The sequence below is a fragment of the Rhodococcus sp. NS-SX18 genome (assembly GCF_057367935.1).
In genome coordinates this window covers 2175035-2196909 of sequence record NZ_CM170633.1, presented here as the reverse complement: position 1 = coordinate 2196909, position 21875 = coordinate 2175035, and the positions used below count along the sequence as shown (strand labels likewise).

Here is a 21875-nt window from a genome sequence, read left to right as displayed (position 1 = left end):
CGCACGTGCACGAGCGCCCGTCCCGCACTCAGCGGTTGTCCTCGGGTTTCTTCGGTTCCGGCGCAGGCACCACGGCCAGCACGGCCCGCTCGATCCGCTCCCGGTTCTCCCGGGTGTCGGAGCCTGCGAAATCGATGCAGAACGAGTCCACGACGGTGCGTCCGAGGGTGGCGACCCGGGCCCAGCGCACGTCGGCACCGCACCGTTCGAACGCGTCCGCGAGCCGGCACAGCATGCCGAGCCGGTCCTCGGCGCGCAGTTCGAGGATCGCCTGCCCCTGCTCCGGAGCGTCGATCCAGATCAGGTGCGGCGGTGCCTGCGCGTAGGTGCCCGGCACGGCCCGCTCCGGTCGTTCGGGCAGCTGCGCCTCGCGGGCGGCCTGCTCCTTCGCGTCGAGTGCGGCGAGCAGATCCAGGTCCCCGGACCGGGCCCGGACGAGTTCCTGCCGCAGCAGGCCCGCCGCCGGTGGCGACCCGAACAGCGGGGCGACGGCGAAGCTGTTGACCGCGCTGCCGGCGTGGCTGCCCACCGAGGCGGACAGCACGCGCAGGCCGTGCAGCGCCAGCACTCCGGCGGCGTCGGACAGCAGACCCGGCTCGTCGGGCGCGACGACCGTCACGGTGTAGGCGTGCGGGTTCTCGCCGGGTTGCAGGTCGACGTGGGTACCGCCCTGTTCCGCCCGCTCGGCGAGCTGCGGATCGATCGGGTCGGGGTGCGGCAGCTCCTCCCCCGCCATCACCAGCCGGCAGCGCCGGACCAGTTCCCGGATGAGCGCCGCCTTCCAGTCGCCCCATACGCCCGGCCCCGTCGCGAGCGAGTCCGCCTCGGCGAGGGCGTGCAGCAGCTCGAGCAGCACCGGGTCGCCGTCGATGGCCTCGACGACGGACTCCACCGTGGCGGGGTCGTCGAGATCGCGGCGGGTCGCGGTCTGCGGAAGCAGCAGATGGTGACGGACCATCGCGGACAGCACGGCGACGTCGGAGGGCCACAGCCCCATCCGGCGTCCGATCCGCGTGGCGAGCTCGGCTCCGACGACGCTGTGGTCGCCGCCGCGGCCCTTGCCGATGTCGTGCAGCAACGCCCCGAGCACCAGCAGATCGGGGCGCGCGACGCGGGTGGTCAGGCCGCCGGCCTGCACCGCGGTCTCCACCAGGTGCCGGTCCACCGTCCAGATGTGCACGGCGTCGCGCGGGGGCAGATCCCGCACCGCTCCCCACTCGGGCAGCAACCGGCCCCACAGTCCCGTCCGGTCGAGCGCCTCGATGGGGTCGATCGCGCGGGTGCCCGAACCGAGCAGCACGAGCAGGTCGTTCAGTGCGGTGCGCGGCCATGGTTCGCGCAGTTCCGGGGCGTTGTCGGCCAGCCGGCCGAGAGTGGACGCGGAGATCGGGAGGTCGTGCTGCGCCGCCGCCGCCGCGACCCGCGTGATCAGACCGGGGTCCTTGCGGGGATTCGCGTCGCGGGCCAGTGCCACCTCCCCACCGTGCTCCACGACGCCCTCGTCGAGGGGACGGCGGACGGGGACGCGCCGCAACCGGGACAGGCCCTTGCGGGGCAGCGCGTTCCCGGCCGTGCGTACCCCGACCTCCACCGAGTAGCTCACGGTCCGCGCGGCCTCGGTGAGCACGCGTGCCAGGTCGAACCGGTCGCCGATACGCAGGGCGGCGCCGATCTCGTCCGCGTCCTGGGCGCGGAGCTGGTCCCGGGGCCGGCCGGCGACGCGGTGCAGCTCGGTGCGCACGTCGAGCAGGCGGCGGTGCGCCGCCGCGAGCCCGCCGCCGGGAACGTCGGGTCCGAGGCCCGGCATTCCGTCGGTGAGCTGCGCGACGGACAGGGCGTTGAGCAGTTGCACGTCCCGCAGCCCACCGCGGCCGCTCTTGAGGTCGGGTTCGGCCCGGTGCGCGATCTGCCCGCTGCGCTCCCACCGGGCCTCGGTCAGCGCGATGAGTTCGTCGAACCGGCTGCGGATGCCGGTGCGCCACTGCCGCCGCACGCCGCCGATCAGCAGGTTGCTCAGTTCGGGGTCGCCGGCGATGTGACGAGCTTCGAGCATGCCGAGCGCGGCGGTCAGGTCGGAAGCGGCCACCTGCAGTGCCTGCGGGACGGTCCGGACGCTGTGGTCGAGCTTGATGTGGGCATCCCAGAGGGGGTACCACAGCCGATCGGCGATCCGGGACACGACCGCGGGATCCATGTCGTCGTGCAGGAGGACCAGGTCCAGGTCGGAGCAGGGCAGCATCTCGCGGCGGCCGAGGCCGCCGACGGCGACGACGGCGAAGCCGCAGTCGGGTTGGATGCCGAGTTCGGCGCCCTTGGTGACGAGCCAGAAGTCGTGGAGGTCGACGAGGGCGTGGCGCAGGGCCGGGGCGTCGAGCCGGCGATGACGGACACCACCGGAGAGCAGCTGGGTTCGGGCCAGGGCGAGGTCGGTGGCGGCGGTGCCGGCTCCGGTCGGCCCCGCAGACACCGGCGGCCCCGATCCCGCTGCGGAGGCAGCGGGACCAGGGCCGCGAGTTCCGGACCCGTTGGGGTCAGAGTGCATCGGTACCTCGTTCGCCGGTGCGCACCCGGACCACCGTTTCGACCGGGGTGACCCATACCTTGCCGTCGCCGATCTTGCCGGTGCGGGATGCCTCGACGATGGTCTCGACGACCTTGTCGACGGTGGCGTCGTCGACGACGACCTCGACGCGGACCTTGGGGACGAAGTCGACGGAGTACTCGGCTCCGCGGTAGACCTCGGTGTGGCCCTTCTGGCGACCGTATCCCTGCACCTCGCTGACGGTCATGCCGAGCACACCCGCCTGCTCGAGGCCTGCCTTGACGTCCTCGAGGGTGAACGGCTTGACAATTGCCGTGATCAGCTTCATATCCTCATCCCTTCCCAGTCTCCAGTGCCCTGCTGTCTTCTTATCACTTGAGGGCGGCCGCGAAGTCGTATGCCGACTCCGCATGCTCGGCCTCGTCGATGCCGCGTGCCTCTTCCTCCTCCGACACCCGCCAGCCGAGCGGCTTGAGCGCGAAGGCGACGATCGCGGTGACGATGCCGGTGTAGACCAGGGCAAATACTGCGATGACGATCTGGATCACGAGCTGCTTGTAGTCGCCGCCGTAGAACAGGCCCGTCTCGGTGCCGAGGAAACCGATCGCGACGGTGCCCCACAGGCCCGCGACGAGGTGCACACCGACGACGTCGAGCGAGTCGTCGTACCCGAACCGGTACTTCAGGCCGACCGCCAGGGCGGACAGGACGCCGGCGGTCGCTCCGAGCACGATGGACCCCACCGGGCTGAGCGCACCGGCGGCCGGGGTGATGGCGACCAGGCCGGCGACCGCACCCGAGGCGGCACCCAGGCTGGTGCCCTTGCCGTCGCGGATGCGTTCGGCGAGCAGCCAGCCGAGGATCGCGGCGGCGGCGGCCGTGGTGGTGTTGACCCAGGCCAGGCCGGCCACACCGTCGGCGGCGAACGCGGAACCGGCGTTGAACCCGAACCACCCGAACCACAGCAGTGCCGCGCCGAGCATGACGAACGGCAGGTTGTGCGGGCGGAAGGCGGTGCGGCCGAACCCGGTGCGCTTGCCGATGATCAGCGCCAGGACGAACGCGGCGATGCCGGCGTTGATGTGCACGACGGTGCCACCGGCGAAGTCGATGGGCGCGACGGTCGCGACGAGCCCGCCTTCACCGTCGTCGGAGGTGCCGAAGATCTTGGCGGCGATGCTGTCCGCGGAGCCGGAGAGCAGGCCACCGCCCCACACCATGTGGGCGAGGGGGAAGTACGCGACGGTGACCCAGACGCCGGCGAAGACCAGCCAGGTGCCGAACTTCACGCGCTCGGCCAGGGCACCGCTGATCAAGGCGGTGGTGACGACCGCGAACGTGACCTGGAAGCCGATGTCGATGATCTGCGGATAGTCGCCGAGACCGGGCAGGAACTCACCGGCGTCGTCGTAGATGGCGCCCTGCAGACCGAACATCTGGAAGGGGTTGGCGAAGATGCCCCCGATGTCCTCGGTGCCGTAGGACATCGACCAGCCCCACAGGACGTAGATCACCGCGATGACCGCCATCGCCCCGAAGGACATCATCATCATGTTCAGGACGGCCTTCGTGCGCGACATGCCACCGTAGAAGAACGCCAGACCGGGCGTCATCAACAGCACCAGGGACGCCGATATCAGCATCCATGCCGCGTCGCCGGTGTTCACCACTTCCTCCACTTGCAACCTCCCTGTTGGCCGCGCCGGTCAGCGCGTCGTCGAGAGAAGAATGCTGTGGTGATGTTTCGGTGGGAGCGCCGCGCTGTTTCAGCGCAGTGAACGCAAATCGGACATGTGTTTCGTTCCTGTTTCGTCGCGCGCGCCGGCGGACGCCGTGGGCCGGCCCACGAGTGCTGCGGGAGTGCTCGCGGGAAACAACGACTGCGGATCGACGCGGAACTCGGGCCGAACGGATCCGGCGGGACCGAGTGGCCAGCGCGGCGAACTCCCGCAGGAGCTTCCCGTCGCTGCTTCCCCGTCGCCACCCGCTCCCGCGGGATCCGTCCGGCACCTGTTTCTACCGAACCCGAGTGGCGGACGGGAACCGAGTGACAATTTGTTATCTTTCCGTGACAAAAACCGGCCACCCGGTCGGAGGCCGGGTGGCCGGTTCGGTCGCGAGGTGGCGGTGGGGTGCGGGAGCGTCAGCCCAGCAGGGCGTCGACGAACGCACCCGGCTCGAACGGCGCGAGATCGTCCGCGCCCTCCCCGAGGCCGACGAGCTTCACCGGGACCCCGAGTTCGTGCTGAACCTGGAACACGATTCCGCCCTTGGCGGTGCCGTCCAGCTTGGTCAACACCACACCGGTGATGTCGACGACCTCGGCGAACACGCGTGCCTGCATCAGGCCGTTCTGCCCGATCGTCGCGTCGAGCACCAGCAGAACCTCGTCGACCGCGGCCTTCTTCTCCACGACCCTCTTGACCTTGCCGAGCTCGTCCATCAGACCGGTCTTGGTGTGCAGGCGGCCGGCGGTGTCGACGAGCACGGCGTCCACGCCCTGATCGGTGCCCCGGGCGACGGCGTCGAAGGCGATCGCGGCCGGGTCGGCCCCCTCCTTGCCGCGCACGACCTCGGCCCCGACCCGCTCGGCCCACGTCTGCAACTGGTCGGCGGCGGCCGCGCGGAAGGTGTCGGCGGCGCCCAGCAGGACGCGGCGGCCGTCGGCGACGAGGACCCGGGCGAGCTTGCCGGTGGTGGTGGTCTTCCCGGTGCCGTTGACCCCGACGACCAGCAGCACCGCCGGGTGATCCTGGTGCGGCAGGGCCCGGATCGACCGATCCAGCTCCGGGTGCAGCGCCTCGACCAGCACGTCCCGCAGGACGGCTCTGGCCTCGGCCTCGGTGCGCACGCTGCGGGCGGCCATCTGCACGCGCAACCGCTCGACGATCTGCGTGGTGGTCGCGGCGCCGAGGTCGGCGATCAGCAGGGTGTCCTCGATCTCCTCCCACGAGTCCTCGTCGAGGTCGCCACCGCCGAGCAGACCGAGCAGGCTCTTGCCGACGGCCGACTGCGACCGGGCGAGACGACCCCGCAGACGGTCGAGCCGGCCCTCGGTCGGGGCGATCTCCTCGATCGGGGGCACCTGCGGGACCGGCGCGACCTCGGGTTCGACGGTCGGCGGGGCGACCACCTCGGGTTCGGCGGCCGGCGGGGCGACCACCTCGGGTTCGGCGGCGGGCGCCGGCGCGGCCTCCTCGACCGGTGCGGCTTCCTCGACCGGCGGGACGACCTCGGACGGTGCCGGCGCGGTCTGCGGCTCGACGCCCGGCACGGGCTCGAGCCGGGGAGTCGGTTCGACGGTGGGCGCGGCGCCGGCTTCGGGAGCCTGCTCGGGCTCGACCGTCGGCGCCGGAGCTTCCGACACCTCCTCCGGGAGCGGCACGACCTTCGGTTCCGGCATCACCGTCGATTCCGGCGCAACCGGCGGTTTGGGGGACGCCGGCGGTTCCGGGACCACCGGAGGTGCCGGAGCCGGCCGCTCGACCGGCTGCGGGGGCGCCGTCGCGGTCGCACCCTGACTGAAGCTGAATCCGCCCGCGGCCTTGTAGCCGCCGGATCGGTCCTTCTGCTCGGTGGTTTCGAGCTGCGGCGTCTGCCGCGCCGTCAGCGACACCTGCCGTCTCCGGTACAGCGTCAAGCCGACGACGAGCGCGACGAGGAGGACGGCAAGCGCCGCCGCGATGGCTATCCAGGCTCCGGTACTCACGCCCCCATACTGTCAGGCGCGGCGGAGGCGTTCAGCTCTGGGCGAGAAAGATCCTGACCGCGCATCCGCTGGGAGATGACGCGGGTGATGCCGTCACCGCGCATGCTGACTCCGTACAGGGCGTCGGCGATCTCCATCGTCGGCTTCTGGTGGGTGATGACGATGAGCTGGGACTTCTCCCGCAGTTGCTCGAACAATCCGATCAGCCGGCGCAGGTTCGTGTCGTCGAGGGCGGCCTCCACCTCGTCCATCACGTAGAACGGCGAGGGCCGGGCCCGGAAGATCGCCACGAGCATCGCCACCGCGGTCAGCGACTTCTCGCCCCCGGAGAGCAGCGACAGGCGCTTGACCTTCTTGCCCGGTGGCCGGGCCTCCACCTCGATCCCGGTGGTGAGCATGTCCGACGGATCCGTCAGCACGAGGCGGCCTTCGCCGCCGGGGAAGAGCTTGGCGAAGACCTGCTCGAACTCGCGCTCGACGTCCGCATACGCCTCGGTGAACACCTGCAGGATGCGGGCGTCGACGTCGGCGACCACGCCGAGCAGGTCCTTGCGGGCGTTCTTGACGTCCTCGAGCTGCGTGGCGAGAAAGTTGTACCGCTCCTCGAGGGCGGCGAACTCCTCGAGGGCCAACGGGTTGACCTTGCCGAGGGTCGTCAGGTCCTTCTCCGCGCGCTTGGCGCGCCGCTCCTGGGTGGCACGGTCGTACGGCAGCGGCTGCGGCGCGACGACCTGCTCGCCGCGCTCGCGCGCCTGCTCGTACTCCGCGATCTCGAGTTCGCTGGGCGGCAGCGGCACGTCGGGGCCGTACTCGGCGACCAGGTCGTCGGGCGCAACGGCGAACTGTTCGACGACGGCCTGCTCGAGCTGCTCGATCCGCAGTGCCGCCTGCGCGCGGGCGACCTCGTCCCGGTGCACGGCGTCGGTGAGCTGCTCCCGCTGCGCACCGAGGTCGCGTACCCGTTCCTTGACCCGGTCGAGTTGTTCGGCGCGCTCGGCGCGCTGACGGGTCAGCTCGTCGCGGTGGTCCGATGCGGCGGCGATCACCTCGTCCAGGTGGGCGGCGACCCGGGCCCCGGACTCGGCCACCGCCGCGGCGACGGTCGCGGCCTGCTTGCGGGCCCGCTGCGCCCGCTCCGCCCGCGCCCGCGCCTCCCGTTCGGCCTGGGCGGCGCGGCGCAGCGAGTCCGCCTTGCCACGCAACGCCTGGGCGCGTTCCTCCGCGGTGCGGGCCGCAAGCCTCGCCTCCATCTCCACCGCGCGGACCTCGGCGAGGGCGGCCGCGGCAACCTCCCGGTCGACGGCCGTCGCGTCCGTGCCCGGGTCGGCGCCGTCGTCGCTCTGTTCCTGTTCGGCCAGCCGCAGCCGCTCCTCGAGTTCGACGACCTCGCGGCGGGCCGTGTCCCGTTCCGTCTCGGCGCGGGTGCGCTGCGCGGCGAGCCGCTCGGACTCGGCGTGGGCGGCGCGCGCGGCCTGCCCGAGCCGGCCGAGTTGCTCGTACACCGCGGACATCGCGGCGTCGGATTCGTTGAGGGCGGCGAGGGTCTGTTCGGCCACCTCGGCACGCGCCGCCTGCTCGGCCAGGGCGCCGGCGAGTGCCGCCGAGAGCTCCTCGGAACGCCGCACCGCACGGTCGAGGCCGGTGCGGGACGCGTCGATCGCGGCCTGCACCTCGAGCGTGCTCGGGGCACGCCCGGATCCGCCGACGACCCAGCCGGAGCCCGCGAGATCACCGCTGCGGGTCACGGCCCGCAGGTCGGGGCGCACGTGGCACAGTTCGAGCGCGGAGGGCAGGTCGTCCACGACGACGGTGCGCGCCAGCAGCGCGTCGAGTCCGCCGCGCAGTTCCGGGGGGCAGTCGATCACGTCCCGCACCCAGCGCGTCCCGTCCGGCAGTCCTGCCGGCTCGGCCGGCGCGGTGATGCCACCGGCGACGAACGCGACCCGGCCCTGGTCGGCGTCCACCAGCGCGGCGACGGCCGCGGCGGCCGCCGGGACGGAGTCCGCGGCGAGCGCATCGGCGGCCGGGCCCATCGCCGCTGCGACGGCGACCTCGTATCCGGTCTCGATGCGGACGCGTTCCGCGAGGGGTCCCGCCAGTCCGAGGTCGGGGCGGTGCTCGAGGAGCCAGGCGGCGCCGTCCTTGCGTTCGAGGCCCATCGACAGTGCTTCGATGCGCGCCCCGAGGGAGGCGACCTCCTTGCCGGCCGCGCGCTCGGCGTCCTGCAGTTCCTTCACCCGCGCGTCGGCGAGCCGCAGCGCCTCGAGGGCGCGTTCGTGCTGGGCGTCGGCGTCGATCTCGCCGGCGTCGAGGTCGTCGATGCGGGCCTGGGCCGTCTCGAACTCGGCCTGGGCGGCGACACCCCGCAGCCGGGCCTCCTCGATGGCGACGGTCAGCCGGGTGACCTCGGCGTCGATGGACTCGGCACGCGTGCGCACGGTCTCGACCTGGCCGGCCAGGCGGGCGAGTCCCTCCCGCCGGTCGGCGACGGCCCGCACGGCCGCCAGGTGCGCCCGCTCGGCGGCCGCGGCGGCCTCCTCCTGGACGGCGAGCTGCTCCTTTGCGGCTTCGAGGGTGCCGTGGGCGATCTCGACGGCTTCGAGGAGTTCGGCCTCCTCTTGGGCGATCCGGTCGGCGCGAGCCTCCATCTCGTCCGGGTCCTGGCCGTCGCGGGTTGCCGGGGCGGTGTCGAGGTGGCGGGCGCGTTCCTGGGCGATGCGCACGGTGGCACCGAGGCGTTCGGCGAGCGCGGACAGGCGGAACCAGGTCTGCGACGCGGCCTCGGCGCCGGGGGTGAGCCGAGCGACCGCCTCCTCGTGGCGCGCGAGTTCGGCGCCGGCGTCGTCCAGTTCGGCGGCGACGTGGTCGAGTCGTTCGCGCAGGACGCGTTCCTGCTCGTCCTGATCGGCAAATTCGGCGCGCCGGGTCACGAGATCGTCGGCGGCGAGCCGCAGGCGGGCGTCGCGCAGGTCGGCCTGGATGGTCTGGGCGCGGCGCGCCACCTCGGCTTGACGGCCGAGCGGTTTGAGCTGGCGGCGCAGCTCGGCGGTGAGGTCGGTCAGGCGAGCGAGGTTGGCCTGCATCGCGTCGAGCTTGCGGACCGCCTTCTCCTTGCGTTTGCGATGCTTGAGGACTCCGGCCGCCTCCTCGATGAAGGCACGGCGGTCCTCCGGCCGGGACTCGAGGATGGCGGACAGGCGGCCCTGACCGACGATGACGTGCATCTCCCGGCCGATGCCGGAGTCGGACAGCAGTTCCTGCACGTCCATCAACCGGCACGAGTTCCCGTTGATCTCGTATTCCCCCGCGCCGTCGCGGAACATCCGCCGGGTGATGGACACCTCGGAGTACTCGATGGGCAGTGCGCCGTCCGAGTTGTCGATGGTGAGGGTGACCTCGGCCCGGCCCAGGGGTTGCCGGCCGGCGGTGCCGGCGAAGATGACGTCCTGCATCTTGCCGCCGCGCAGCGCCTTGGCGCCCTGCTCGCCCATCACCCAGGTGAGGGCGTCGACGACGTTGGACTTGCCGGAGCCGTTCGGCCCCACGACACACGTGATGCCAGGTTCGAACCGCAGAGTCGTCGCGGACGCGAAAGACTTGAAGCCCTTGAGCGTCAGACCCTTCAAATACATGTGCGAGAACCTTACCGGCGGGCCGTCACCGCTCGACGAAGCCGGTCAGGTCGCCGCGCGCCGGCTCCCAGCTCTCCACCACCAGCCGCACCGTGCCCGGGGTCTCCCCCGAGCGCAGCGCGGCGAGCAGGCGTTCGAGGGCGTCGCGGCGCCCCTCGGCGATGACGAGCACGCGTCCGTCGGGATGGTTGGTGGCGTGACCGACGACACCGAGTTCGAGGGCGCGCGAGCGCGTCCACCAGCGGAATCCCACACCTTGGACATACCCGTGCACCCAGGCGGTGAGCCGGACCGCATCCGGCGACGACTGCGTCACGACGCCTCCCCGGAACCGCGAACCGGACGCACGGCGTGGACGGAGCCGTCGAATCCGGTGGTGTAGAGGACCTCCGGGTCCCAGCCGGGACCGTCACCGAACGCGACGGCGGAGACGAAGGGCACCCCGGTGGCGATCGTGCAGCCGGCGCCGGTCACCGGGTCGACGCGCAGGATCCGGCCGGCGACGTTGAGCGGGACGTACAGCGCGCCGTCGGGGCCCACGTCGAGGTCGTCAGCGGTTTCGAGGGGGCCGGGCCCGGACGGGTCCAGAGTCCGGACGGGGCCGTCGAGATCGTCGGCGTCGAGCGCATGAATCCGGGTGGTCGGATCGAATGTCGTAGCCGCATACACGGTTTCGCCGTCGACCGCGAGTCCGTTGACGGATCCGAGATCCGTGCGGAGCGTCCGCGGAGCGCGGCCGTCGACCGGGACCCGTGTCAGGCCCGGGGGGCTGCCCAGATTCCGGCTGACGAGGAAGTCGCCGCCGGGGAGACGGACGAGGCCGTTGGGCATGGTCAGGCCCGCCGCGACGGTGCGCCGGTCCCCGGTGTCGAGGTCGACGGCCTCCAGGGTGCCGTCGGTGCGGCCGAGCAGCCCGGAGACGGTGCCGTTGCCTGTCGTGAAGAACGCGGTGCCCTCGTCGACGACGATGCCGCCGGGCGCCGGGACTTCGGCCACCACGGTATCGGTCCGCCCGTCGGGGGTGAGGCTCGACAGCGACCCGCCGCCTGCCGGGGTGGACGCCGAGACCAGCAGGCGGCCCCGACCGTCGAAGGCGAGATTCTCCAGGATGCCGAGCCCGGACGCGACGACGTCCACCCGCCAGGGCGTGCAGTCCGCCGCGGCGGGTGCGGCCGCCGCCGGCGCTACGCCCGCCAGGAGTGCGCCGGCGAGCGCGAGTCCGGTCGCTGTCCGCTTCATCCGCCCTCCCTGCCGATGTCCGCCGCTCACGCGTCCGGAACGATGTTCAGCGTCACCTCGGTGCCGGCCTCGAGGGTACGGCCGACGGTGCACACCTTGTCGACGGATCGCTCGACGAGCGCGACGAGGCGCCGCTGCGCCTCCTCGTCCAGCTCGCTCAAGTCCAGCATCATCTCCTCGACGAGGTGGGGGTATACCTCGTTCTCCCGGTCCGCGGCGCCGGAGACCCGGATCGTGGCGTCGTAGTCGTCGCCGAGGCGGCGCGAGAGCGGGAAGTCCGAGCTCATCCCCGAGCAGGCTGCCAGCGCGATCTTCAGCAGTTCTCCGGGAGTGAAGACACCCTCGACGGTCTCCGATCCGATCAGGACCTCGGCACCGCGGGAGCTGCGCCCGGTGTAGCGGCGGGTGCCGGTGCGTTCGACCCACAGCTCGGTCGTCGGGGTGTCGGAAGTCTGTTCGGCCATGCGGGAGATCCTGCCATGATCACCCGACGGCCAGTTCGCGCAGGATCGCGATGAGCTCCTCGGCGGCGACGGGCGTGTCGGTGCTGGTGCGGCGCAGCAGCCCGACGGGTTCGGCGGTGCCGGGCGTGGGCACCGGCAGCCGCACGAGCGTGCCGTCGTCGAGGTCGCCCTGAGGCACCCGCTCGGGGGTCAGCCACACCGCGTCACCGGCGCGGACCAGCCCCCGCGCGACCGACACGTCGAGGGTCTCGACGGTGCCGGCCGGCAGCCGCAGGCCGTGCCGGGCGAGGAAACCCTCGGTGTGGTGCCGCGGCACCGTCCCGGCGGTGGCGACGACGAGGGGGTGGTTCAGCACCGACGGCACGGACACCGGCCCCCCGGCCAGCGGATGATCCGGGCGCACGACGAGGGCCAGCGACTCGGCGTACAGCAGCTCGAACGAGAGCCCTCGCATCGTCTCCGGGTCGGCCGTCCGGCCGAGGACGAAGTCCAGCTCACCGGCGCGCACCGCGCCCAGCAGGGCGGTGTTCGGGGCCGTCCGGATCTGCACGCCGACATGCGGACGCCGGTGCCGCAGCCGCGTGACCGCGCCGGGCAGCAGGGTGCTCGCAACGGTGGGCAGGGCGCCGACCCGCACCGGGGCGACGGCCGGCTGTCCCGTTCCGGCCAGCACACCCGCGGCGGATGCCAGCGCGTCGGTGACCTCGACGGCACGACTCAGGAATTCCTCTCCCGCGGGCGTGAGCCGGGCGCCGTGCCGTCCCCGGTCCACCAGGCGCGCGCCGGAGAGGGCTTCGAGTTCGTTGAGCGTCTTGGTGACCGCCGGCTGGCTCAGATGCAGCCGGGCCGCCGCCCGCCCGAGGTTGCCTTCCCGGGCGACGGCAACGAAGCACGTCAGGTGACGTAGCCGGATGCGATCGACAAGCCGCGATGCCCGGTCGCCCGGTGGCACGACGTCACTTTGCATCACCAAAAGTTATGCAAAGTCGCCGAAATCGTCAATTTACATGACTATCGCTCACCCATAGCGTGATGCACATCCCGTCCGTCGCAGTGCGACAGTTCCCAGGAGTACCGCTCATGATCATCGCCGCCCCCGGCGCCGCGTCCGGCGAGTTCGTCGAACGCGACCACACCCAGCACCCGCCCGCCCTGACCCCCGGGTACCGCACCTCGGTATTGCGTTCCCCGCGCAATGCGCTCATCGCGCCGCGCAACACGCTCTCCGAAACGACCGGACCGGTGTTCGACCCGCGCGAGCTGGGCGAGAAGGACAACGACCTGATCCTCAACTTCGCCAGGGACGGCCTGCCGATCGGTGAACGGCTGATCGTGCACGGCTACGTCCGCGACGAGTTCGGCAACCCGGTGAAGGGCGCCCTGGTCGAGGCCTGGCAGGCCAATGCGGGGGGCCGCTACCGCCACAAGAAGGACCGCTACCTCGCGCCGATCGACCCGAACTTCGGCGGCTGCGGCCGCATGATCACCGACGACAACGGCTACTACTTCTTCCGCACCATCAAGCCCGGACCGTACCCGTGGGCCAACAGCACCAACGCGTGGCGGCCCGCGCACATCCACTTCTCGATCCACGGCACCGGCTGGGCACAGCGCCTGATCACCCAGATGTACTTCGAAGGCGACCCGCTCATCGAGCGCTGCCCCATCGCGAAGACCGTTCCCACCCTGGACCAGTTGCGCAGCCTGATCGCGCAGGAGGATCCGGCGAACAACGCCCCGTTCGATGCGCGGACCTACCGCTTCGACCTCACCCTGCGCGGCCGCCGCGCCACCTTCTTCGACAACGTCACCCTTCCCGGAGCCCCCCGATGAGCCTTTCCCCGCACAGCATGGTCACGCGCCACCCGGAGACCCCCTCGCAGACCGGCGGCCCGTACGTACACATCGGGCTCGCGCCGCAGCAGGCCGGGTTCGACATCTTCGACAACAACTTCGGCAACGTCCTCACCACCCCGGAGACGAAGGGCGAGCACATCACCCTCGAAGGCCGGGTCTTCGACGGCACCGGCACCCCCGTGCGCGACGTGCTGATCGAGATCTGGCAGGCCAACGCCGCAGGCAGGTACGCCCACCCCGGCGACACCCCGGACGGCGACACCCAGGGCAGGGAGCTCGATCCGACGTTCCGCGGCTGGGGCCGCACGGGCGGGGACTTCGACACCGGCGTCTACACCTTCGAGACGATCAAGCCGGGACCGGTGCCGGCGAGCAACGGCGGAACCCAGGCCCCGCACATCCTCATGGTGCTCTTCGCCCGGGGCATCAACCTCGGCCTGCACACCCGGGTCTACTTCGACGACGAGGCCGACGCCAACGCCGCCGATCCCGTCCTGAACGGGATCGAGTGGGAGACCCGCCGCGACACGTTGGTCGCGAAGCGCTCCGAACGCGACGGCCGGGTCGTCTACACCTTCGACGTGTACCTGCAGGACACCCCGGCAGGCGGGCTCGAGACCGTGTTCTTCGACATCTGACCGGGTGCCGAGGGCGTGATCGCGCGTTTCGGGTGGGGGTCGCGTGGGCATCCCTGGTCCGACCACGTCGCAGCGAACGAAGGCCACGGCACTGGACACCGCGATCATCTACGTTTCCGCCGGACTTGCGTTGCTCTTCGCCGTCACAGTGCCGCGGCTCTTCGACAACCGGGCGATCTCGGCACCGATGATCGTGCTGGTAGCCGGCGCGTTGCTCGGGCTGGTATTCGACAACGTCGAAGCCGTCACTCCCGGCTGGCATCCGGCCGTGGCGGAGTACCTCAGCGAGGTCTGCGTGATCGTCGCGCTCATGGGCGTCGGCCTCGCGATCGACCGTCCCCTCGGGTGGCGGTCGTGGAAGTCCACCCGGCGGCTGCTGTTGATCGCGATGCCCCTCGGCATCGCGGCCGTCGCGGTGCTCGGCTGGTGGGCCGCGGCCCTCACCCCCGCGGCCGCCGTGCTGCTCGGGGCGGCCCTCGCCCCCACCGATCCCGTCCTCGCGTCCGACGTGCAGGTCGAGGGACCCACCTCCGGGGAGGGTTCTCATCGCGAGGACGACGAGGTGCGCTTCGCGCTCACTTCCGAGGCCGGCCTCAACGACGCGTTGGCGTTTCCGTTCGTCTACCTCGCGCTCTTCCTGTACACCAAGGGACCGATCGAGGACTGGATCGTCTCCTGGGTCCTGTGGGAGCTGCTCGGCAAGATCGTCGTGGGCGCCGTGGTGGGAGCGGTGGCGGGTCATCTCGTCGGCCGGGCGGTGTTCCATTTCCCGGTCGAACACGTCCGGCTCGCGGACCGGGGTGAACCGATCGTCGCGCTCGCGGCCACCTTCGCGGTGTACGGAATCGCCGAACTGGTCGGCGGCTACGGCTTCCTCGCCGTCTTCGTGTGCGCGGTCGCCATGCGGCGCATCGAACGCGCACACGAGTACCACGCGGAGATGCACAGCCTCATCGAGCAGCTCGAGCACGTCCTCACGCTCGCCGTCCTGCTCCTGCTGGGGGCCGGCCTCACCACCGGTCTGCTCGCCGAGTTGTCGTGGGGTTCGGTTCTCGTCGGGGCCGCCCTGGTCCTGGTGATCCGGCCCGTGGTCGGCTGGCTCTCGCTCCTGGGCTGCGACGAGCTGGACGCCCGAGAACGTCGCGTCACGGCTTTCTTCGGCGTACGCGGCATCGGCTCCGTCTACTACCTGGCGTACGCGGCGGCGGAATTCGACCTCGCGCAGGAGCAGGAGTTGTGGGCGGCCGTCGCCTTCACCGTCGTCCTCTCCGTCCTGATACACGGGGTCAGCGCGACGCGCGTGATGCGCATGCTCGACAACGCGCGCGTGCAGGGCTCGCCGTAGGCGCTCCTCTTCGCCGCACTCACCGCCGTGGTGTGCCAGGTGTGCGAACACACGCGCACCGCCACAGGACTGGCCGCAGCGGCACTGGGAACGGCCTTCGTCGTGCGGGGCGTCGGCGACGTCCTGGAGCGGCACGGCAGCGCGGTGTCCTGGCTGTCCCCCATCGCCTGGTCCCAGCAGACGCGAGCATTCGTCGATCCGCGGTGGGGCCCGCTGGCCCTGTCGTTCGGGTTCGCGGCGGTCGCCGCAGCGGCCGCGTACCGTGTCGTCGACCGTCGCGACCTCGGCGCCGGACTGGTGCCCCCGCGGCCGGGCCGGGACGAGGCGGCACCGGCGCTGGCGACCCCGTTCGCGCTGGCGCTTCGGTTGCAGCGCGGAAGTATCGCCGGGTGGGGCACGGGCCTGGCACTGACGGGATTGTTCTACGGCTCCCTGACCGGCTCGATCGCCGAGAGCTTCGCGAACCTGCCCGAGGACATTCTTGTTCTCATGGGTGGTTCGACCGCGAATCTCGTCGACGGCTTCCTGGGCCTGACCGGGTACACGATGGCCTTCCTCCCCTCCTGCTTCGCGATCCTGTCGGTCCGTCGCTTGCGGAGCGAGGAGCAGTCGGGCCGGATCGAGCCCGTCTTGGCGACCGCCACGAGCCGCGCCGGATGGATGGCATCGGGGCTGTCCGTGACCGCCGTGGGCGTGGTGGCGCTCCTCGCACTCGCCGGCTTGGGGACCGGGCTGGGGGCCGCGGCGTCCACCGGCGAGCCGACCCGGGCGCCCGCGTCGGTATGGGCGCATGTCGGCTACGTTCCCGCCGTGCTCGGCATCGCGGCGATCGCAGCGGCGCTGTTCGGTCTCGTCCCTCGCGCCTTCGATCTGGTCTGGGTGCTGGTCGTCTGCGGCTACCTGGTGGGCAGTTTCGGACCGATCCTGAATCTGCCCGACAGCGCCGGCGCCTTCTCCCCGCTGAACCATGTACGGCAGATGCCGCTCGAACCGTTCGCCGCGGGTTCCTTCGTCGCTCTCGTCGCTCTTGCCGCGCTCGTCACGGCGGCCGGGCTGGCCGCGTTCCGGCGCCGCGACCTCCTGAGCGCATGACTCACCCGCGGTGGAATCTCCTTGCCCCCCGAAATGTTAGTCGATAACATTACGCGGTGTCCAAGTCTGCGCGAACCCGTCAGCGCATCCAGGCGACGGCGGTGCAACTGTTCACCGAGGACGGCTACGACGCCGTCACCGTGGACCGGATCGCCGCCGCCGCCGGGGTGTCGCACATGACGTTCTTCCGGCACTTTCCGTCCAAGGACGCGGTCCTGCTCGACGACCCCTACGACCCGGTCATCGCGGAGGCCGTGGCCGCGCAATCGGCGGACCGGAGCCCGCTGGAACGGGCGTGCCGGGGGGTCCTCGACGCCTGGGCGCAGATTCCCGAGAGCGACCTCGGGGACGTGCGCACCCGCCTGAGAATCGTCGCGGCGCACCCCCGGCTGCGCGCGCGGATGTGGGAGAACACGCTGCGCACCCAGGAGGCCGTCGCTGCCGCGCTCGCCGAACCGGGCACCCGACGACTCGACGCCGCCGTCGCCGCCGGGGCCTGCATGGGCGCCCTCATGGCGGCGCTGACGGACTGGGCAGAGACCGGCGACGGGACTCTCGGCAACCGAATTGTGTCGGCCCTGCACCAGCTCGCACCGCAGGCCCGTCCTTCGCGTCAGTCGCGGGAGACGTCATGACCGCGGTGGGCGACGTCGTGCTCGAGTGCCGCAACGTGTGCACACGCTACGGCTCCACGGCCGTACTCGAGAACGTCTCCACCGAGGTACGCGCGGGCGAGGTGCACGCCTTCGTGGGCCTCAACGGGGCGGGCAAGACGACCTTGATGCGCCTGTTCCTCGGCATGATCGAGCCCGACGACGGAATCGTGCGCGTCCGAGGCCTGGCACCGGCATCGATGCCGGCTCGGCACTGGACGGGAGTCGGGCACCTCGTCGAAACACCGCTTCTCTACCCCGAACTGACCGTCACGCAGAACCTGCGCATCGCGGGGCGTCTCGCCGGCCTGTCCGCGGCGGGCGCCACCGCCGCGGCCGACCGGTGGATCGAGGAACTCGTCCTGACCCGGTGGGCACGGACCAGTGCCCGGAAACTGTCCCTCGGCAACCGGCAGCGACTGGGGCTGGCTGCGGCGCTGATCGCGGACCCGGATGTGCTGATCCTGGACGAGCCGACCAATGCGCTGGATCCGGCCGGGATCATGCTGTTGCGCACGCTACTGCAGCGCAGCCGGGAGCGCGGCACGGCGACGCTGGTGTCGAGTCACCACCTCGACGAGGTCGCCCGCGTGGCCGACCGCATCACAGTCGTGAACGAGGGGCGCACCGTCGGTGCCCTCGACCCCCGCGGTATCGATCTCGAGCGGCAGTTCTTCGACCTCGTGTACCGCGACAGCGAGGCGCGCCGATGACCACGTCCGAGCAGGTCCGGGCCGCGCTGGCGGTGGAATGGGCCAAGTTCCGGCGGGCACGTCCCGTATGGGTCACCACCGTCCTTCTCACGACGGGGGTGGTGGCCATGTGCGTGCTGACTCTGCGATCCGTGCACGGTGCCGACGCCGCGATGGCGGGAAAGGCGCAGGCGATCGTCGGGGACGGAGGCCGTGCGGGGCTGTTCGCCGCAGCCGACACCATCGTCTCGGTGGGCGGGCTTCTCGGGTTCGGTGTAGTCGTCGGCTGGGTCTTCGGCCGCGAGTTCACCGACGGGGCGATCAGCGGGTTGTGGGCCGCCCCGGTCTCCCGCTCGGCCGTCGCTGCAGCGAAACTGCTGATCCTGCTGACCTGGTCCGTCGCCGTCAGCGTCGCGACGGGCGCCGCGCTTGCGGTCGCGGGAACGTTCGTCGACGACGATCCCCTCGACCCAGGGACGGCTGCGCTCGTCGGCAAATTCCTCGCCGTAGCCCTGCTCACCGCGGGGCTCGCCTTTCCCTGCGCCTGGGTCGCCACCCTGGCACGGGGATACCTGCCCGCGATCGGGGCGATCATCGCCGTGGTGATTGCCGCCCAGATGGCGGTCATGACCGGAGCCGGCGGCTGGTTCCCGTTCTCCGCTCCGGGTCTGTGGGCGGCGGGACCGCAAGCCGGTTCCGTGAACGCTCCGCAGCTCGCACTCGCACTCACCGTTCCTGTCGTCTCGGCGGGGCTGACCCTGTGGTCGTGGCGCCGGCTCAGCCTCGTGCATCAGTGACTCCAGAGGGACCGAAGCCCCTTCGATCCGGGCCGCACGCACGATAGGGTGATGCCCGGAGTGCCGGGAAGTCTGGTCGGCGATCGGTGTTCGCATCTCACGACCAGGGAGGCACCATGAGCCGTGCCGCGGTGGACGCGATGCTCGGGGACGGCGTCCCGCCGTCTCGGATCGTGGTCGTCGACACCAATCCGTCGATGCTCGAGGTCGCCGCCAGGCAACTGCTGGGCGTCGCGACGGCCACACTCGGCGTCGTGCAGACGGTCGAAGATCTGCCCGACATCGTGCTCGGAATCACCCACGGCGGGCGGGGCTGCACGTCGGATCGCCGGAGGCCCTCACCGTCGGAGTCGACGACCGCCTGCTCTGCATCCGGCGTGCCGGACCGAGCCTGGTTGCTGCTCTCGTCATCCCCGCAATCGATGCCGGAGGTCGCGTGATGGTTGCACCCCTCGATTCCTCGCCCGTCGACACTCACCACGACCTGTCGGCCCACGAGGTCGTGCTCCTGCACGAGACCGATCCACATCGCGGCCTCGACGCGGACGAGGCCGTCCACAGACTGGATCGCTTCGGGCCCAACGTCCTGCCGGCGGCGTCGGGCCACGGGTTGCTGCGGCGGATTCTGCGCCAGTTCCACAATCCCCTCATCTATGTCCTGTTGTCCGCAGCGGCGATCACGCTGTGGCTGGACGAATACGTCGACTCGGCGGTCATCCTCGCGGTCGTGCTGGTCAATGCCACCGTCGGCTTCGTCCAGGAGTCCAAGGCCGAGGCGGCGCTCGACGCACTCCGGTCCATGGTGCGCACACAGACACGTGTGATCCGCGGCGGCCGCCAGCAGACCCTGCCGTCGGACGACCTCGTACCCGGTGATCTCGTCGTCCTCGAGGCCGGCGACAAGGTTCCCGCGGACCTGCGCCTGATCCGCGTGGCCGAACTGCAGGTCGACGAGTCCGCGCTGACCGGGGAGTCCGTCCCGGTGCTCAAGGACGAGGTGGTCCTTCCGCGCGCCACCGCCGTGGCGGATCGCCGCAACATGGTGCATTCGGGCACGTTGGTCACCGCCGGAACAGGCGCCGGGATCACCGTCGCGACCGGCGACCGGACCGAACTCGGGGAGATCCATCGCCTCGTCGGGGCGGCGGACGTGCTGGCCACGCCGCTCACCGCCAAACTGACTTCGTTCAGCAGGGTTCTGACCGTGGCGATCGTCGTACTGGCGGCGGCGACCTTCGCGATCGGTCTCGTCCGCGGTCAGGACGCGCCGGAAACGTTCACCGCCGCGGTGGCGCTCGCGGTCGGTGCGATCCCCGAAGGACTCCCGGCGGTCGTCACCATCACCATGGCCATCGGCGTGGCGCGAATGGCCCGGCGCCGAGCGGTGATCCGTCGCCTACCCGCCGTGGAGACGCTCGGCAGCACGACCGTTATCTGTTCGGACAAGACGGGAACTCTCACCGCGAACCAGATGACCGTGCGCCACCTGTGGACGATGCACTCCCTGTACACGGTGACCGGATCGGGATACGCGCCCGAAGGCGCCGTCCACGAGCCCACCGGATCCGTCGCGCCGACCGATTCGGACGAGGCCCTGCGGTGGACGATCGTCGCGGGTGCCGGATGCAACGACGCCCACCTCGACCGGCAGGACGGCCGGTGGTCCGTCGTCGGTGATCCCACCGAGGCCGCGATGCTCGTCGTGGCGGGCAAGGCCGGCATCGGGCCCGACGCGGTCCGCGCCGAACATCCCCGTGCCGGCACCATCCCGTTCAGTTCCGAACGCCAGTTCATGGCGACACTGCACGCCGGGTCGCATCCGAGTGAGCGGATCGTGCTCGCAAAGGGTGCCGTCGAGCGGATTCTCGAACGGTGCCGCTACGCCATGGGTCCCGACGGCGGCCTTCTTCCCCTGGACCGGGACTCGGTCCACCGGGCCGTCGAGGACTTGGCGCGGCAGGGGTTGCGCGTGCTGGCCACGGCCGTCCGCACGATCGATGCGGAGGCGGTGTTCGACCTGCCGGTCGTCTCGGACGAGATGGTGTTCACCGGCCTGCACGCGATGCTCGACCCGCCCCGGCAGGCTGCCGTGGACGCCGTGCACGTGTGCCACGTCGCCGGCATCGCGGTCAAGATGATCACCGGCGACCATGCGGCCACCGCAGCGGCGATCGCGCGGCAACTCGGGCTGATCGGCGAGGCAGACGACGGCCTGGTGCTCACCGGACAGGATCTCGACGCGATCCCTGTCGAGGAACTCGCGGAGGCGGTCGGCCGGGCGAGGGTGTTCGCACGGGTCTCCCCCGAACAGAAGCTCCGGTTGGTCGGGGCCCTGCAGGAACGCGGCCACGTCGTCGCCATGACGGGTGACGGCGTCAACGACGCTCCCGCCCTGCGGCAGGCCGACATCGGGGTGGCCATGGGACATGGCGGAACGGAGGTCGCCAAGGAGGCCGCCGACATGGTGCTCACCGACGACGACTTCGCCACCATCGAGGCCGCCGTCGAGGAAGGACGCGGCGTATTCGACAACCTCACGAAGTTCATCGTCTGGGTACTCCCCACCAGCCTCGGGCAGGGCCTGGTCATCCTCGCCGCCATCGTCTTCGGGACGACCCTGCCGATCCTGCCCACCCAGATCCTGTGGATCAACATGACGACCGCCGTCGCGCTGGGTCTCATGCTGGCTTTCGAGCCGAAGGAACCCGACACGATGTCCCGGCCCCCGCGGGACCCCACTCGCCCGCTGCTGACCGGTGCGCTCGTCACCCGGATCCTGCTGGTGTCCGGGCTCATCGTGGGCGGCGCGTGGTGGCTGTTCGAGTGGGAGTTGGGCAACGGCGCCGGCGTCGACGAGGCACGCACCTCGGCCGTCAATCTCGTCGTCGCGGTGGAGCTGTTCTACCTCTTCAGCTGCCGCTCGCTCACGTCGTCGGTGTGGCGGATCGGGTTCTTCGGCAACCGGTGGATCCTCGTCGGGGTGTTCGTCCAGACGCTCGCGCAGCTGGCCATCACCTATGTACCCGCCATGAACACGCTCTTCCAGACCGCGCCGATCGACGCCGGCGCATGGCTGCGCATCGTCGGCCTCGCCACGCTGGCGGTGCTCGTCGTCGCCGTCGACAAGTCCCTGCGCGCCCGGACCGCACGAGAGACCACGACACCCCGCCAGAGACGCGGTCCCGTCGCCGCACCGACCGTGAGTAGGTGACCCG

17 protein-coding genes and 1 pseudogene are annotated in these 21875 nt (G+C 71.3%); 9 read left to right on the top strand and 9 right to left on the bottom strand.

Annotation, left to right across the window (positions count from 1 at the left end):
* Positions 1–28: 28 nt before the first annotated feature.
* The 9 genes from AC2IPW_RS10240 to AC2IPW_RS10200 all read right to left on the bottom strand — a co-directional run bounded on the left by AC2IPW_RS10240 (position 29) and on the right by AC2IPW_RS10200 (position 12553).
* The gene (locus tag AC2IPW_RS10240; RefSeq protein WP_486376812.1) at positions 29–2542 is read right to left on the bottom strand and encodes a [protein-PII] uridylyltransferase; all 2514 of its coding nucleotides are present in this window, start codon (positions 2540–2542) and stop codon (positions 29–31) included.
* Positions 2532–2870, bottom strand: a complete 339-nt coding sequence (locus tag AC2IPW_RS10235) for a P-II family nitrogen regulator (RefSeq protein WP_003939029.1) — start codon at positions 2868–2870, stop codon at positions 2532–2534. The genes AC2IPW_RS10240 and AC2IPW_RS10235 overlap by 11 nt, the downstream gene beginning before the upstream one ends.
* A gap of 43 nt (positions 2871–2913) precedes the next feature.
* Complete coding sequence (locus AC2IPW_RS10230; protein WP_003939030.1) at positions 2914–4221, bottom strand: ammonium transporter; 1308 nt, start codon at positions 4219–4221, stop codon at positions 2914–2916.
* A 464-nt stretch (positions 4222–4685) separates the two neighbouring features.
* Entirely contained in the window at positions 4686–6251 is a 1566-nt protein-coding gene (gene ftsY / locus AC2IPW_RS10225) for a signal recognition particle-docking protein FtsY (protein WP_486376811.1), read from the bottom strand.
* Positions 6248–9883, bottom strand: coding sequence for a chromosome segregation protein SMC (smc, locus tag AC2IPW_RS10220; protein ID WP_486376810.1), 3636 nt, complete (start codon positions 9881–9883; stop codon positions 6248–6250). The genes ftsY and smc overlap by 4 nt, the downstream gene beginning before the upstream one ends.
* Before the next feature lie 25 nt (positions 9884–9908).
* The gene (locus tag AC2IPW_RS10215) at positions 9909–10199 is read right to left on the bottom strand and encodes an acylphosphatase (protein ID WP_289381478.1); all 291 of its coding nucleotides are present in this window, start codon (positions 10197–10199) and stop codon (positions 9909–9911) included.
* Complete coding sequence (locus AC2IPW_RS10210; RefSeq protein WP_289381475.1) at positions 10196–11122, bottom strand: SMP-30/gluconolactonase/LRE family protein; 927 nt, start codon at positions 11120–11122, stop codon at positions 10196–10198. Before AC2IPW_RS10210 ends, AC2IPW_RS10215 begins: the two co-directional genes overlap by 4 nt.
* 26 nt (positions 11123–11148) lie before the next feature.
* Positions 11149–11586: an OsmC family protein gene (locus AC2IPW_RS10205; RefSeq protein ID WP_003939035.1), complete on the bottom strand. Its 438-nt coding sequence runs from the start codon at positions 11584–11586 to the stop codon at positions 11149–11151.
* A 19-nt stretch (positions 11587–11605) separates the two neighbouring features.
* Positions 11606–12553 (bottom strand): LysR substrate-binding domain-containing protein, encoded by a 948-nt coding sequence (locus AC2IPW_RS10200; protein WP_486376809.1) that lies wholly within the window; start codon positions 12551–12553, stop codon positions 11606–11608.
* Positions 12554–12666: 113 nt separating this feature from the next.
* On the opposite strand from AC2IPW_RS10200, the gene pcaH reads away from it, so the two are divergent.
* From pcaH to AC2IPW_RS10155, 9 genes and pseudogenes are all read left to right on the top strand, one after another.
* Positions 12667–13419 carry a protocatechuate 3,4-dioxygenase subunit beta gene (gene pcaH / locus AC2IPW_RS10195; RefSeq protein ID WP_003939037.1) on the top strand — a complete coding sequence of 251 codons (753 nt, stop codon included), beginning with the start codon at positions 12667–12669 and terminating at the stop codon, positions 13417–13419.
* Positions 13416–14081, top strand: coding sequence for a protocatechuate 3,4-dioxygenase subunit alpha (pcaG, locus tag AC2IPW_RS10190; RefSeq protein WP_289381720.1), 666 nt, complete (start codon positions 13416–13418; stop codon positions 14079–14081). The genes pcaH and pcaG overlap by 4 nt, the downstream gene beginning before the upstream one ends.
* 106 nt (positions 14082–14187) lie before the next feature.
* Positions 14188–15426 (top strand): cation:proton antiporter, encoded by a 1239-nt coding sequence (locus tag AC2IPW_RS10185; RefSeq protein ID WP_140189121.1) that lies wholly within the window; start codon positions 14188–14190, stop codon positions 15424–15426.
* 39 nt (positions 15427–15465) lie between these two features.
* Complete coding sequence (locus AC2IPW_RS10180) at positions 15466–16518, top strand: ABC transporter permease (protein ID WP_486376808.1); 1053 nt, start codon at positions 15466–15468, stop codon at positions 16516–16518.
* A gap of 56 nt (positions 16519–16574) precedes the next feature.
* Positions 16575–17153 carry a TetR/AcrR family transcriptional regulator gene (locus tag AC2IPW_RS10175; RefSeq protein ID WP_486376807.1) on the top strand — a complete coding sequence of 193 codons (579 nt, stop codon included), beginning with the start codon at positions 16575–16577 and terminating at the stop codon, positions 17151–17153.
* On the top strand, positions 17150–17884 hold the full coding sequence (locus tag AC2IPW_RS10170) for an ABC transporter ATP-binding protein (RefSeq protein WP_486376806.1): 735 nt from the start codon (positions 17150–17152) through the stop codon (positions 17882–17884). Before AC2IPW_RS10175 ends, AC2IPW_RS10170 begins: the two co-directional genes overlap by 4 nt.
* Positions 17881–18660: an ABC transporter permease gene (locus AC2IPW_RS10165; protein WP_486376805.1), complete on the top strand. Its 780-nt coding sequence runs from the start codon at positions 17881–17883 to the stop codon at positions 18658–18660. Before AC2IPW_RS10170 ends, AC2IPW_RS10165 begins: the two co-directional genes overlap by 4 nt.
* A 110-nt stretch (positions 18661–18770) precedes the next feature.
* Positions 18771–18881 (top strand): annotated as a pseudogene (locus AC2IPW_RS10160) (potassium transporter Kef); the annotation flags it as partial.
* Positions 18882–19099: 218 nt separating this feature from the next.
* Positions 19100–21871: a cation-transporting P-type ATPase gene (locus AC2IPW_RS10155; protein WP_486376804.1), complete on the top strand. Its 2772-nt coding sequence runs from the start codon at positions 19100–19102 to the stop codon at positions 21869–21871.
* The last annotated feature ends 4 nt before the right edge of the window (positions 21872–21875 follow it).